Source organism: Hahella sp. HNIBRBA332 (assembly GCF_030719035.1).
Classification (GTDB): Bacteria; Pseudomonadota; Gammaproteobacteria; order Pseudomonadales; family Oleiphilaceae; genus Hahella.
This window is the reverse complement of sequence record NZ_CP132203.1, coordinates 7,029,438-7,042,838: the sequence shown is the minus strand read 5'-3', so window position 1 is coordinate 7,042,838 and position 13,401 is coordinate 7,029,438. Positions and strand designations below refer to the sequence as shown.

At 54.6% G+C, this 13,401-nt stretch carries 15 protein-coding genes; 9 read left to right on the top strand and 6 right to left on the bottom strand.

The annotated features are described in order from the left end of the window. Positions 1-195: 195 nt before the first annotated feature. The 4 genes from O5O45_RS31360 (at position 196) to O5O45_RS31345 (ending at position 2,963) form a co-directional block, all read left to right on the top strand. Positions 196-450 carry a hypothetical protein gene (locus O5O45_RS31360; protein WP_305903170.1) on the top strand — a complete coding sequence of 85 codons (255 nt, stop codon included), beginning with the start codon at positions 196-198 and terminating at the stop codon, positions 448-450. 71 nt (positions 451-521) lie between these two features. Further along, a complete protein-coding gene (locus O5O45_RS31355; protein ID WP_305903169.1) occupies positions 522-1,619 on the top strand; it encodes a helix-turn-helix transcriptional regulator in 1,098 nt (365 codons plus the stop codon). Positions 1,620-1,639: 20 nt separating this feature from the next. After that, entirely contained in the window at positions 1,640-2,446 is an 807-nt protein-coding gene (locus O5O45_RS31350) for a hypothetical protein (RefSeq protein WP_305903168.1), read from the top strand. A 1-nt stretch (position 2,447) separates the two neighbouring features. Further along, a complete protein-coding gene (locus O5O45_RS31345) occupies positions 2,448-2,963 on the top strand; it encodes a gamma-glutamylcyclotransferase family protein (protein WP_305903167.1) in 516 nt (171 codons plus the stop codon). A gap of 214 nt (positions 2,964-3,177) precedes the next feature. On the opposite strand, the gene O5O45_RS31340 is transcribed toward O5O45_RS31345, so the two are convergent. Next, a complete protein-coding gene (locus tag O5O45_RS31340) occupies positions 3,178-3,927 on the bottom strand; it encodes an IS5 family transposase (RefSeq protein WP_305902294.1) in 750 nt (249 codons plus the stop codon). 415 nt (positions 3,928-4,342) lie between these two features. Here O5O45_RS31340 and O5O45_RS31335 point away from each other — a divergent pair, with 415 nt between their 5' ends. Continuing rightward, entirely contained in the window at positions 4,343-5,365 is a 1,023-nt protein-coding gene (locus O5O45_RS31335) for a YHYH protein (RefSeq protein WP_305903166.1), read from the top strand. A gap of 2 nt (positions 5,366-5,367) precedes the next feature. Next, positions 5,368-5,892 (top strand): hypothetical protein, encoded by a 525-nt coding sequence (locus O5O45_RS31330; protein ID WP_305903165.1) that lies wholly within the window; start codon positions 5,368-5,370, stop codon positions 5,890-5,892. A gap of 99 nt (positions 5,893-5,991) precedes the next feature. Here the strand turns inward: O5O45_RS31330 and O5O45_RS31325 are convergent, their stop codons facing one another. Then, positions 5,992-6,486, bottom strand: coding sequence for a GNAT family N-acetyltransferase (locus O5O45_RS31325; RefSeq protein ID WP_305903164.1), 495 nt, complete (start codon positions 6,484-6,486; stop codon positions 5,992-5,994). 77 nt (positions 6,487-6,563) lie between these two features. Continuing rightward, positions 6,564-7,166 carry a short chain dehydrogenase gene (locus O5O45_RS31320; protein ID WP_305903163.1) on the bottom strand — a complete coding sequence of 201 codons (603 nt, stop codon included), beginning with the start codon at positions 7,164-7,166 and terminating at the stop codon, positions 6,564-6,566. 102 nt (positions 7,167-7,268) lie between these two features. Here O5O45_RS31320 and O5O45_RS31315 point away from each other — a divergent pair, with 102 nt between their 5' ends. Continuing rightward, positions 7,269-8,189 carry a LysR family transcriptional regulator gene (locus tag O5O45_RS31315; RefSeq protein ID WP_305903162.1) on the top strand — a complete coding sequence of 307 codons (921 nt, stop codon included), beginning with the start codon at positions 7,269-7,271 and terminating at the stop codon, positions 8,187-8,189. 22 nt (positions 8,190-8,211) lie between these two features. On the opposite strand, the gene O5O45_RS31310 is transcribed toward O5O45_RS31315, so the two are convergent. From O5O45_RS31310 to O5O45_RS31300, 3 genes are all read right to left on the bottom strand, one after another. After that, the gene (locus O5O45_RS31310) at positions 8,212-8,454 is read right to left on the bottom strand and encodes a DUF6429 family protein (protein ID WP_305903161.1); all 243 of its coding nucleotides are present in this window, start codon (positions 8,452-8,454) and stop codon (positions 8,212-8,214) included. A gap of 315 nt (positions 8,455-8,769) precedes the next feature. After that, positions 8,770-9,573 (bottom strand): 5-deoxy-glucuronate isomerase, encoded by an 804-nt coding sequence (iolB, locus tag O5O45_RS31305; RefSeq protein ID WP_305903160.1) that lies wholly within the window; start codon positions 9,571-9,573, stop codon positions 8,770-8,772. A 62-nt stretch (positions 9,574-9,635) separates the two neighbouring features. After that, positions 9,636-10,775, bottom strand: a complete 1,140-nt coding sequence (locus O5O45_RS31300) for a Gfo/Idh/MocA family protein (protein ID WP_305903159.1) — start codon at positions 10,773-10,775, stop codon at positions 9,636-9,638. 557 nt (positions 10,776-11,332) lie between these two features. On the opposite strand from O5O45_RS31300, the gene O5O45_RS31295 reads away from it, so the two are divergent. Beyond that, the gene (locus O5O45_RS31295) at positions 11,333-12,184 is read left to right on the top strand and encodes a MurR/RpiR family transcriptional regulator (RefSeq protein WP_305903158.1); all 852 of its coding nucleotides are present in this window, start codon (positions 11,333-11,335) and stop codon (positions 12,182-12,184) included. A 126-nt stretch (positions 12,185-12,310) separates the two neighbouring features. Then, complete coding sequence (iolG, locus tag O5O45_RS31290; protein ID WP_305903157.1) at positions 12,311-13,291, top strand: inositol 2-dehydrogenase; 981 nt, start codon at positions 12,311-12,313, stop codon at positions 13,289-13,291. Positions 13,292-13,401: the final 110 nt, after the last annotated feature.

The window sequence follows — 13,401 nt, the reverse complement described above, 5'->3', positions numbered from 1 at the left end:
GGACCTATCAGGGGGGCTGCTTTGCAGTGAATAAAAAATGGTCGCTAATTGTACAGATCTAGCTTGCGGAATAACAGTAAAATTTTTAATGCCGGTGAAAAGTTACAAGCGCTTACAAATGCGTAATCAATAACTTGAGTGGCGGGAGGGGAATTTTTACTATGGAGTCGCCGCTTACCCGAGGCGAATCGGGAAATGTCCGGGGAGGCGGCTACTGCAGACGACGCGCCAGCCCCGGAGAGGGAGAGCCATTCGTCATACTACCGGTTCAACGACAACCAGGCGCATTTTGCGACCTTCGAAGATGCGATCCAGGATGTCATGCAAGTCGGCGACGCTTTCGCTCTGGATACGGAAGCGGAATTTGGCTCCTTTTTGGGTAAACGCATTGACTCTATACATTTTTCTTTCTCCCGAGATGGTTTATTTCGTCTACAGGAGTTAGATTAGGAAGTAAAACGACCATTGATGTCGCAAAAGAATGTATTCTTTAGTCTTCGCAAAGTTTTTATGGGGAACTGATGAGAACTTTTCTACGCCGCTTATCCATCCTGGCTTATCTGAAATCGGCCAGAACGCCCAAATCCACCGAAGAAATCATTAATCACCTGATTTCCGCGGACTACATGGAAGAGGGCGGCGATCCAAATTCACAGAAGCGCCTGATCCAGCGCGACATGAATTTCCTGTACGGCAAAAACGAAATGGAGGACGAAGACGACGAACCCGGCAACGAGTTTGGCCTGGAAGTGGTAAGGGGCGTGGGCAAGAGCCTACTATGGAAACTCGACCCCTACTCCACCCTGCAATACGACTACGAGAAGATGCCTCAGTACATGGCTATCGCCTTCGCCATGGCCAAAAAGCACCTGTCCAACCTGCTGCCGCGCAACACCTTATCCGAGCTGGAGCGATTTTTCGCCCAGGCGGAGGAGCGTCTGGAGCAGTCGGAGAAATCCCTGTCGCCGCAGTTGTACAACCGTCTGCGCGATTCCGTGGAGTTCTATCAGCGCGGCCAGCGTCTGCAACCGGCGGATTTCGATATCGAGCATCTGGACACGATCTATCGCGCCATTCTGAAAAACAAGCAGGTGTTGTTCACCTATCGCGGCAAGGAGTATCGCGCCCATCCCTTCGGCGTTGCGATTCTGTTGCCGAAAATCTATCTGGTGGCGAAAAAGGACGAGGACATCGACACCCCCGGCGCCTACCGCCACTTCCTGCTGCATAAGATCGAACGCATCACCATGGATCAACGCAGCTCCCGCGTGCCGAAGAAATTCCGGCTGCGGGATTATCTGGAAGCAGGCAAGATGGACGTGTTCATCGACCCGGAAGACAACTCAGTTTACTCCATGAAGCTGCGCATCACGCCGGCTAATCCCTACAGTAACCTGATATCCGATCTGAGCGAAAACCCCATCGCCGTGGACCAGAAAATCAAACCGGCCACTGACGAGAGCGGTTCTTACATTCTTACGGCCAAAGTGCGGCGCACCATCCAGCTGCGGAACTGGTTGATGAATCTGGGCGCGGAGTGCAATGTGATGGAGCCGCAGGAAATTCGCGATGATCTGATTGCCGCGCTGCGGGACGCGCTGAGCAACTACGGCGCCTAAGCCAACCACAGGAGTCCGTCATGCAGACAGCCACCCCAGCGGCGCCACAGTTCGCTATGCGCAAGCTCAACCCGGCGGGATGGGCAGCCGCCGCGTCGATCCTGCGACTTATGGCGGCTTTATTGATCCTGCTGGGGCTGGCCGCCTGCGCTCATCAACCCACGCAAAGCAAACCAGGTTTGGCGACGCCGGGCGTTCATCCCATTACGCCAACGCAGGAGCAATTCTGGTGGCGCGCCTGTTTTAAAATGCCTTTCGACGATAACGGCGATCCCAACTGGAATATGGATTTACTGTTGGCGGATCAGGTCGTCGCGCCCGTGTTGGCGCAACATGCAGGCGCTTTGCCGTTGTGGCGCTTTCATCGCCGCGCCGCGCCGGACGCCGCTGGTCACCAGTTCAGCCTGCTGTTTTATACAGATCCGAACACCGCTGGCCGCGTCTTCAAGGGCTTGGAGAGTTCGCCAGTCGTCGCACAACTTCTACAAAGCGGCGATCTCAATCAGCTGGTGATCAAATGCGGCTACCGCGATCTGACTTCGGACTTGCAGGCCACCAGTGATCGCAACTGGGAGCCCCACCTGCAAAAATCCTGGCCATACTTCATCATGGGCGTCAGCGCCCACTGGCTAGCGTTGATTCAATCATTTGGCGAGGACATTCCCTTGCAGTCCGACGACACCGCTGTCATGTTGGAGCGTTATGGACAAATACGTCAGCAAATCAGCGATGTCTGGCAGGGGCAAGGCCAGCATGCCTACCTGCATCATCTCAGCGCCCTGTTCGGATACGAGCCGATGCTGATTCAGAAGTTCATCCAGTTTTGATATGGCTGCCCCGCCCCGCTTTGACTACTTCGCTTATGGATCCAACATGTCCCTGCTCCGGTTGCGCGGCCGCACGCCTAGCGCCCGCTTCTTGAGCACGGGCCGGTTAACGGGTTATCAACTGCGTTTTCATAAAGTTGGAAAGGATGGCTCCGCCAAGTGCGATATTTTTCATACCGGAAATAATGAAGACATCGTCTACGGCGGTCTCTTCCAGATTAACCAACAAGAGCGACACGCTCTTGATCTCGTCGAGGGCGCAGGCAAGGGTTATGACCCTACTAATCTATGGATAACGACGGAAAGCGGCGCCGTTATGCAAGCGCTCACTTACGTTGCAACACTCACTGACGCGAACCTTTTCCCATTCGACTGGTATCTGGAGCATGTGCTGCGAGGCGCAGATGCGTTGCAACTGCCGAGCCATTATCTTGCAAGCCTGCGCACGATCCAGTCGATTGCGGATTCAGATACTGATCGCACCCAAAGAGAGTTAGCGATCTACCGCCGCGCTTAACCCCCTCGTTTTGGTGTTTGGCTTTCTTCGTTAAATAGTCTTCTTTCATTTCCTAAGGAGCCTCTGAAAAACGTCGGCGAGGCCGCCAATGCAAGGAAAAAGTCGGCGAAAAAGCGCAGTTTATCGTGAATAAATGAGCATTTTGAGCCGATTTTTGACGCCGCAATGGCGACGCAGGTAGTTTTTCAGAGGTTCCCTAGGGTCTGTTGACGTTTCACATCGGCAGCCATAAATACCCACAAGCCATGGCTACCATACTTTCATAGTTCCTCTTCAACTTGTCATACCTCGTCGCGATGGCCCGGTACTGCTTGAGTCGGGCGAAGGCGTTCTCCACCAAATGGCGACACTTGTATAAACCCCAATCCATATCGTCATTGCCTTTGACAGAGTTTCGCTTTCTCGGTATCACGGCCCTGGCTCCCTTCCTTTCGATCTGTGCCCGCACTCGTTCACTGTCGTAGCCTTTGTCTCCGACAACCGCTTCTGACAAGGGAAGCTTTTCAATCAACTCCGCCGCTGCCGTACAGTCATTGACTTCGCCTCCTGTGATCTCAAATTCCACAGGAAGACCATAGGCATCCACGGCCAGATGCACTTTCGTGGTATTGCCCGCCCGACTCTTACCAATCGCCTGAGACTCTTCCGTGCAGGCTCCTGCGCTGTGCTGATGGGCCTTCACATAGCTGCCATCAATAAACTCCCATTCCAAATCCGGCTCGCGGATCAAGCCCCGGAAGATCCTCAACCACTTGCCTTGGGCAGACCAGGAATTGAATTTTTTGAACACCGAATTCCAGTCGCCAAACTGCCCTGGCAAGTCTCGCCAGGGACACCCCGTCCGCATTCGGTACAACATGCCTTCCACCATCATTCGTAGTGTGGGCTTGTTATAGATTCGCTCTTGCAGCATGATCTCTTTCAGCTTCGACCAAAGCTCGTCACTGAGCATCAATCGGGGCATCGCAAACTCGTCTTGTTGTTGGTGTGGGAACCGCAATATGACGAGTTTGCGCCTATCTATCACCTATGACGAAACGTCAACACGCCCTAACATTCCTTGCGTACATTTTCTGCCTGCAAATTAACCAGTCGTTAACCTCTCCTTCGAAATAATTCGCTTATCCCGAACATCAATCTGATTGTCGTCACACCTCACATCAGCGTCGGGAGCAAAGGAACAGCCAAGCCAAGCGCTAACAAGGAAATCATTATGCCGACATCCCTATCTCCTCCAGGCTAGCCGCAAGCAGCAGGCGCGATCCGATCGGTTCGTTACAACCAATTCGTCATAACAAGAAAGGCGACCCCACTCGCCACAGAGATATAGCAAGCGCTCACATACAGGAACTATTCAGCAGCCAACAAAGGGAACTGATATGAAAATACGCTCAATCTCCATTCGCTACGCCACATTTGCCGCCGGACTCACCGCTGCACTGACAGGAGTCTGCGCCCCTGCGATCCACGCTCAGGAAATGCAATCAGGGAGAGGGTATTTCTTTCCCGCTTTGATTCCCTCCTATTTCGACAAAGAGCACTTCCTGGAGGATATCTCCATAGAGCGCTGTGAATTAAAGAACGGCTACCAATCCTTGTGCTACAAGCTGAAAGTCAAAAGCAACCCGGTGGAAAACGGTCCTTATTGTCCGGAAACCATCAATGATATCGGCGGCGTTTATCCTTATGACGGGGCGACCAATCCCGGTTTGCGCGTTCTGAAAAGAGACTTGTTCGAAGACATGGAGGCGGACGGCTACGATATCGTGGACGACGACGGCAACATCCGTTTCATCATGATCAAAACCGGAGAAATACCCAACCTGGACCCCGATTTGTCCTACTGCATTGAGGTTGAGCCCGACAATACCCTGCAACTTTCGTACATGATTCCCGTCTTCTCCTGGCATGCTCAGGAATCCACACCCATGGACGACGCTTCCAAAATTGTCGGCTTATCCCTGATCGGGATGCCCATCAACGGCTTACCGCCCTCAGTGGCCAACGGCATTCCCGGCGCGCCCACCGGCGTTGGCAGTATGCCTGCCCTGGACGCCTGCGGCGGGCATATCAACGAAGGGTTCTATCATTCCCATATTTTCCCGGAAACCATTAACGAGATTTACGCCAAGCATCATATTGGCGAAGTTCGCTGCGAGGCGGTCTATCCGAAAGGTTCCGGCGATCTGGTGGCGTACGCCATGGACGGCTATCCCATCTATACCCACCTGGACATGAACGGCGCCACGCCAACCGGTCTGGATGAGTGCAACGGTCATTTCGGCCCGACCATCCATTATCCGACCGGCATGTATCACTATCACTCTTCCTCCGCGGAGGACGTCAATATCCCACGCTGCCTGAAGGGCGTCATGGCGAAACAGCAGTTAATCGTGGAGTGACCATGCGCAGATATAAAACTTTCGCTCTAACGTTTTTCTGGCTGGCGTTATCAGCGCCGTCGGCCTTCGCACACTACCCGTTCATGTCGTTCTTCAATCTCTCTCGTGGAGAGGACAATGTCTGGCGGCTGACCGCCGTACTCGCGCAAGCCAGCGTCACCACCACTCTAAGTCAGCGACAGACGGAGCACAGCGGCGCACGCTTCACTCGTGAAGAACGAGAGCGACAACTAACGAAATACCTGCTGGACACTATCAAACTCAAGGCGGATGGGGTCGAGATGACGCTGACGCCGACCGTCGTCAATCTGGGCGACCATGAAACCCGGGTTATGTTTGAACTGAAAAACGCGCCTAAGGATTTTCGCCGTATAGATGCGAATATTCGCAGTTTTTCCGATGACGCCAATCACCACAATATCCTGACCCTGTTCCAGGAAGGAGGACGCAGTAAGGTTGTGTTGTCATCCCGGAATAATTACAGCGCGCAACTCAATGCGCCGGAGGCATTAGCCGAAGGTTCATGAGGAAGTCGTAACGCACAACCCTATCAACAGCACGCAGGCGTATGTTGATCCGAGGGGGGAGTACTCGCCTGCTCTTTAGGGTCTGAGGGCCATGGCCGTTTACGACGCCGGAACGTCGGCGGCGCCAAGCGCTTTGCAGTACAGACCCACTTTTTCGCCGTGATAGTGCAACTCTTCCAAAAAGCGCCAGCCACAGCGGCGCATCAACGAAGCGGAGGTCGCCGTGCCGCAATAGAGTCTGTTATAGCCCAGCGCTAACGCCGCGCCTTCCAACGCAGTCAGAAGCGCTGCGCCTAATCCGCGCCGACGCAGTTCAGGCTTCACCCAGCCCGCCGCCGCCCAGGGACCAAGATGAGGATGCGTGGCGATGGATTGCGCTTTCAATGCCGCCACGCCGACCAGCTCACCGCCCCAAAAGGCGACCATCCCCACCGGTAAGGCGTCTCGGGAACAAAACTGACGTAAATCCGCTTCCGCGTCACCCGGTCCCTGTGGGCCGTACCAATCAGGCCACTCCGTCTCAAAAGACGCCGCCAGGGCGGGAACCGCTTCCGGCGCGTCCGCCAAGTATTTCACCACTAACTGCCGATCCATACGTCCCCCGCCAGGCTATTAAGACCCTCTACTTGCGTCCGAGACTCCGAGCGCATTCGAGGCCAGAGTATAGCGCTCTAGCCACGCAGATAAATCACTTTGCCAGTCTGCGCGCCTTCTATGGATTTTTGGAACGCCTTCGCCACCTTTGCAGCGTCCACTGGCGTTTCACCTGGGAAAAATGAACCGTACTTATCCCAGGATTCCGTTAATACTGTCGGGCTGACGACGTTAATACGCACCCCGCGAGGCGCTTCGATCGCCGCCGCCACGGCGAAGTGCTCCAGAGCGCCGTTGACCGTAGTAGCTGCTGCGCCCCAAGCGATAGGATCAACGCTGAGAATGCCGCTGGTCAGTGTGAAAGAACCCTGATCGCGAACATATTTCAAACCATGACGCACCAGGTTGATCTGTCCCATCAGCTTACTGCGCAACCCAACGTTCCATTGCTCAGAGGTCATTTCTCCCAGCGCCGCAAACGCTAGGTCGCCGGTCGCGCTGACCAGAGCGTCAAACTCACCGAGTTTCTCAAACAGCGCCTGAATAGAAGCCTCATCAGCGATATCCACCTGATAATCGCCGCGGCTCTTGCCGACCTTGATCACTTCATGCCGGTCCTGAAGGTTCTCTACAACCGCTTTGCCAATTGTGCCTGTGGCGCCGATCACTACGATTTTCATTGTGCTTTCTCCATGTTGATTGTTGATAAATCCACTTTAATGAAAAACACCTTCGGGATAATCTAACTAAAAACCAACTCACTGTTTCCATACAGAAACAATATGCAGAACTTACTGACTCATCTCGACCTGATAGCCGCCTTTCATCAGGTGGCGCAGGACGGCAGTTTCACCCAGGCCGCCACAAGTCTGAACAGCTCCAAGTCTCAGGTCAGCAAACAGATCAAGGCGTTGGAGGCGTTGCTGCAGACTCAACTGCTGCACCGCACCACCCGAAGCTTGCGGCTTACGGAAGCCGGCGAAGCGTTGTTTCGTTATAGCACGGAAATTCAGGCGCTGTTTCGCCAGGCGACGGAGGTGGTGAATGATTTGAATGCGGACACGGTTGGCGTGCTGCGTTTTACCTGTCCGGTTTCTCTGGGCATTTCCATGATGCCGGAGATCCTCAAATTGTTTCGGTTGCGTTATCCCCGGGTAAAAGTGCGAATCGACCTCGCCAATGAGAGCCGCAACCTGATCGCAGAGGAATTCGATCTCGCCATTCGCGCCACGCCGCAACCAGACCCTTACCTAGTTGCGAGACCACTGGGCGCCATGGTCGACGCCATCTGCGCCAGTCCGGAATTCCTCGCCCGCCATGGCAGACCGGAAACCCCGGAGGAGCTGACGCGCTTTCCCTGCATCGCCCACAACCAGCATCAGCAACTGAGCCAATGGCGTTTTACCGGCCCCGAGCGTGAAATCAGCGTGCCGATACAGGCGGAGATCGCCGCCAATCAATATCCCATGATGCGGCAATGCGCGGTGGAAGGACTTGGCGTCACCAAACTGCCTTTCTATGAAGCGTATAAAGATATTCAAAGCGGGCGGCTGGTGCGACTGCTGGAGGATTACCCTTCCCACACCCACACGCTGTACGTGGTGTTTCCCGCCCAACGCTATCAGCCGAAGAAGCTGATTTATTTCAAGGAACTATTGATAGAGTGGTTCAGCGGACGCCCGGAATTCTTTCACCGTTTATAAAGGCCGCATGAAGCGCCAGGGGTTAGTCCTGCTCTTCCCTGACGAACAAGCGCTGAAACAAACGTTCGGATTCCTGCATGCCGCGTTCGGTCAAGGCGACGGATTTGGTTTTCCCTACCGGGTCGTGGATCAGCCCTTTTTCGTAGAGCCGGTTCATGACCTCCCAATCGAAACCTTTCCAGGCCCGGTTGCCCTGATGCAGCGTCAGATGCAGTAGAGCCAATACGGTTTCGTCAATCTTCTCCTCATCAATCACCATCGTCATCGCCCGATCTCCTCTGTTTCGATAAAACCAAGCACAGAATGCGTCTGCGCGGAGCCCCGCCTCGGCGGACAGCGCCAGACGAACAGGTCCAGCTCTGTTCTGACAAATCAGAGATAGCAGCTTGTCCGCCAGCATAATACGAAGGAAAACGTTCGAATATACGCTACCGGGGCGCAGGCGTTTTCACAAGAGGGGCCCCGCGTAAATAAAAAAAGCCACCGGGACAGGTGGCCGCCTGATTATTAGCATGCCAATGTTATTGCCATGTTAATAGGCTAAGCGCCTATGACGCTCTACAGGTCGAGCGAGAGGGCTTCATGATGAGGACAGAATCCACTCGTGGTCTGGGTCGTTGTGAAACTTCCAGTCACGAACCGGTCCCGCCATCACGTTGAGGTAATAGGATTCATAACCATGAGGCACGCCGACCGGGTGATAGCCTTCAGGCACGATCACACAATCGCCGTCGTACACGGACATGGTTTCATCCAGGGAACGGTCGTCGTTATAGACTCGCTGAAATACAAATCCCTGGACTGGATTGACGCGGTGATAATAGGTTTCTTCCAGATAAGACTCTTCCGGCAGGCGATCAGAGTCATGTTTGTGCGGTGGATAGCTGGACCAGTTACCGCTGGGCGTGAACACTTCCGTCAACAGCAGTCGCTCCGCCGGTTGATCCAGCATCAGAATATTGTGAATACGGCGCAGATTGGAGCCCTCGCCGCGATTCATCACCGCCACCTGATCCGGTTTGATCAGGCACACCGGATACTGCCCGGAGACCTGCGAGGACAAACCCAGACCGACTTCCAGATCCGTTTGCGCAATGATGCGAATACGCGTGGCGGGCGGGATATACACCGCATAGGGCGGCAGTTTTTCAAAGGGCGACATGCGCTCGCCAATGTCCGCAAACGTCTCCGCCCCGGCTTCCACTGTCGCTTTGCCCGCCACCAGCACCAGACAGCATTCAGCGTCGGCGAACGCCCCTTCCCAGGTTTCTCCCGCCTGCAACACAAGGGCCTGAAATCCCACGTATTTCCAGGATGCATTTTCCGGCGTGACGTGAATACGTTGCTGTTGCTCCCGTCTGGCTTTGCGTAACAGATGCGACATCGGGCACTCCTCTACAAACTTGTTGAATGATTAATCCTGCTGGCCTGTGACTCGCCAGCGCATCAAGCCATCTCCTCGATACTGACCCAGCGGCGCTCCTGATGAGACAGCTCCACCGCATCCAATACCCGGTTCACTTCATAGGCATGGCGAAACTGCGGCCACATGGGGCGCTCTGCGCACAGGCCCTCCACCAGATCCCGCACTTCCACGACCTTTTGATCGTTGTAGCCCAGACCATGGCCCGCTGACACGCAGAAATTAGCGTAATCTGGATGCTGTGGGCCAACTAAGATGCGGCGGAAACCTTCCCGTGGCCCAGCGTCTTTGCGAGAATAAAACTGCAGCTCGCTCAACCGTTCCTGATCATAAATCAATGTGCCCAGGGTTCCCGTCACCTCAAACCAGAGCGAGTTCTTGCGCCCGCAGGCGATGCGGCTGGACTCCAACGTTCCCTGGGCGCCGTTGGCGAAGCGCGCCAACAGATGAACCTGATCGTCGTTTTCCACTTCGCCGAACTCACCGGGCGCGTTGGCGATCGGGCGGTTCTTGTGTACAGTTTTCAGATCCGCCACCACTTCAATGATGTCGCCGACCAGATACTGCGCCATATTAATAATGTGAGACCCCATGTCTCCCAGGGTTCCGGAACCGGAGAATTCTCTCTTCAGGCGCCAGCTGAACGGCGCATCAGGGTCAGAAAGATAGTCTTCATTATGAGTGCCGCGAAAATGGACGATATCGCCCAGTTCGCCGCTGAGAATGATTTCCCGGGCCAGGCTTACGGTGGGGTTTTTGGCGTAGTTGAATCCCACCAGCGTCTTCACCCCAGCTTGCTCCGCCGCTTCGGTCATCATGCGCGCATCCGCCGCATTCAGGGCCAGTGGTTTCTCTGAATAGACATGCTTGCCGGCGGCGATGGCCGCCAGCGCCATTTCTTTATGCAGCCAATTCGGGGAGCAGATATCCACCACGTCGATATCAGGGTCGCTCACCAGCTCCCGCCAATCTCCGGTAGAGCGCTTGAATCCCATTACCGCCGCTTTTTCAGCCGCTTGCTCAGCCGTGATATCCGCTAACATCTCAAGCTCGATATCTGCTGAAAGTTCAAATACTGCGGGGGCGGAGCGAAACGCTATCGCGTGCGCCTTGCCCATATAACCGCTACCGATCAAGCCGATTCGTAGTTTCTTCTTGCTCATACCCACCTGCGAATTAGATACCGTCTGCATCACACGGAAATTGTTGTTTTGATGGTCGCGGGGCGCAACTCCACCTGTTGCGACAGGCGCCGCTATGGCCAATGCGAATCAAGATTAAAACAATCATTCCACAAACGAAACAAAAATTTCAATATTTTTAATTTCAGACAAAGCATTTCAAACTGCAAAAGCCAGCCGTAGCCCCTATATAGGCGGAATAAAACAAGTTATCCAGGAAAAGAAGGGAAAATTCCATTTTGATATTTTTTGGAACAAAAAATTTGAAAAGCGATATTTTTTTAAATAGGATGGATCATACGTTCCATTATTGGAGCGCCGTAGAACAACAAGAAGCCAATAAACCGGGGGCCGCATGAACGCCTTGAACCAGCCATTCCAAAACCATTTTCACGTTTTTACAACATTGGTTTGTTCTTGCATCGCCTCGCTGGCGCGGTCTCAGCGCCATCTGGAAGTGAATTTACACTCGCTCCGCACTGAAATTTTCTTGTAGGATTGGCGACACTGTATTTCATTTTCATTGCCGGAGAATCGAATTGTCCACCGCGATTAAGCCCACCAACTTACTAGAACTGCAGCAGGCCATTACTGAGCGCTACAACGATCTCAGCAAACGGCTCAAGCAAATCGCGCAGTTTGTCATGGACCATCCCAGCACTGTGGCGATGGAGACGGTGTCCGTCATTGCGGAGCAGGCGGAAGTGACGCCCTCTGCGCTGATACGCTTCGCGGCGGCGTTTGGTTACGATGGTTTCAGCGAAATGCAGCAACTGTTCCGCCAGAAACTGGTGGAGAACAGCACCAGTTACCGCGAGCGCATTCGTCTCTCCAGCGCGCAACCGGTCCATTCCGGCAAAGTGACCTCTCACACCATTCTCAACGAATTCGTAAACGGCAATCTGCTCAGTCTGGAGCATCTGCCGGAAATGGTGTCCGACGAGAGCATGGACGCCGCGATCAAGCTGCTGCATAACGCCAAAGCCATCCATGTTCTGGGCATGCGCCGCTCTTTCTCCGTCGCGTCTTACCTCACCTACGCGCTGCGTCAGATCAAACGCAGAGTGTATTTGATCGACGGTAGCGGCGGCATGTTGCAGGAGCAGGCGTCGTTTCTGGACAAAAGCGACGTGCTGGTAGCCATCAGCTACAGCCCCTACGCTCAGGAAACCCGCGCAGCGGTCATCAAGGCTTATGAAAACGGCGTTCCCATTATCAGTATTACTGACAGCCGGCTGAGTCCGCTGGCGCCTATTTCCTCCGTCTATTTCGACGTCAAGGAAAGCGAGGTGCGCGGATTCCGCTCGCTGACATCCAGTCTGTGTCTGGCTCAGGCTCTGGTTATCGGCATGGCCTACCAGATTGAGCAGCAACAGCTGGGCGACGGCTGACGCCGGACCGACTCCGGGATATCGCAAGCTTCCCCGCCGGTCGCGCCGTTTGCATCGTCAGTATGGATGAAAGGCAAACTTTATTACTGTTGTGATAACCAGCGTATAAATTAGAGGCGCAATTTTATGATTCGAATCAGTCTTCTCGGCGCGGGCCGCATTGGCGTCATTCACGCGTTGAACGCCAAGGCGAACCTGAATGTGGATCTTCGTTACATCGCCGATCCCCGGGAAGAGGCGGCGCGGGATCTGGCGGAAAAAGTCGGTGCGAAAGTGGTGGATGTAAACGCCGCCATTCATGCGGATGATGTGGACGCCGTGATCATCGCCACGTCCACCAACACCCATGCGGAACTCAGCCACGCTGCACTCAATGCGGGCAAAGCGGTGTTTTGCGAAAAACCCATTGATCTGGATATCAATAGCGCCAGCGGCGTAGCGGAGCATGTACAAGAAACCGGATTACCCTACTTCGTCGCCTTCAACCGCCGCTTCGATCCCTCTTTCGCCGCCCTGCAACGCGGTCTTGGCGATCTTGGCAAACTGGAGCAACTGGTGATCACCAGTCGCGACCCCTCACCGCCGCCGGTGGAATACATCAAAGTGTCCGGCGGCCTGTTCAGGGACATGACCATTCACGATTTTGACATGGCGTTATGGCTGCTGAACGAGCCGCTGCGGGACGTTCACGCCATCGGCAGTTGTCAGGTTGATCCCGCCATTGGGCAGGCTGGCGACATTGATACCGCCACCATCACCCTGACCACCGTGAGCGGGGCTCAGTGCGTTATTCTCAACAGTCGCCGCGCCGCCTATGGCTATGACCAGCGCGTAGAGGCCTTCGGCGCCAAAGGCATGTTGCAGGCGCACAATATCAAACCCACCCAACTGCATCGTTTCAGCGCCGAAGGGGAAAGCAGCGACAGGCTGGAAGACTTCTTCCTGCAACGTTACGCCGCCGCCTATCAGGCGGAAATGGCCGCCTTCGTGCAGGCGCTGGCGACTCAGTCTCCCATGCCTGTCAGCGTACAGGATGGCGTTAACGCATTAAGACTCGCCAACGCCGCCTACATGTCCCTGGAGCAGGGCAAGCCTGTCGGCTTCTAGACTCTCAATACCCCGGACGTCGTCGACGGACCGGGGTTCTCGCCATTTGTCGCAAGCGCTTTTGCCGCGATTACTCGACCCGTTCACCCTTCCAAATCCAAAACAAGTCA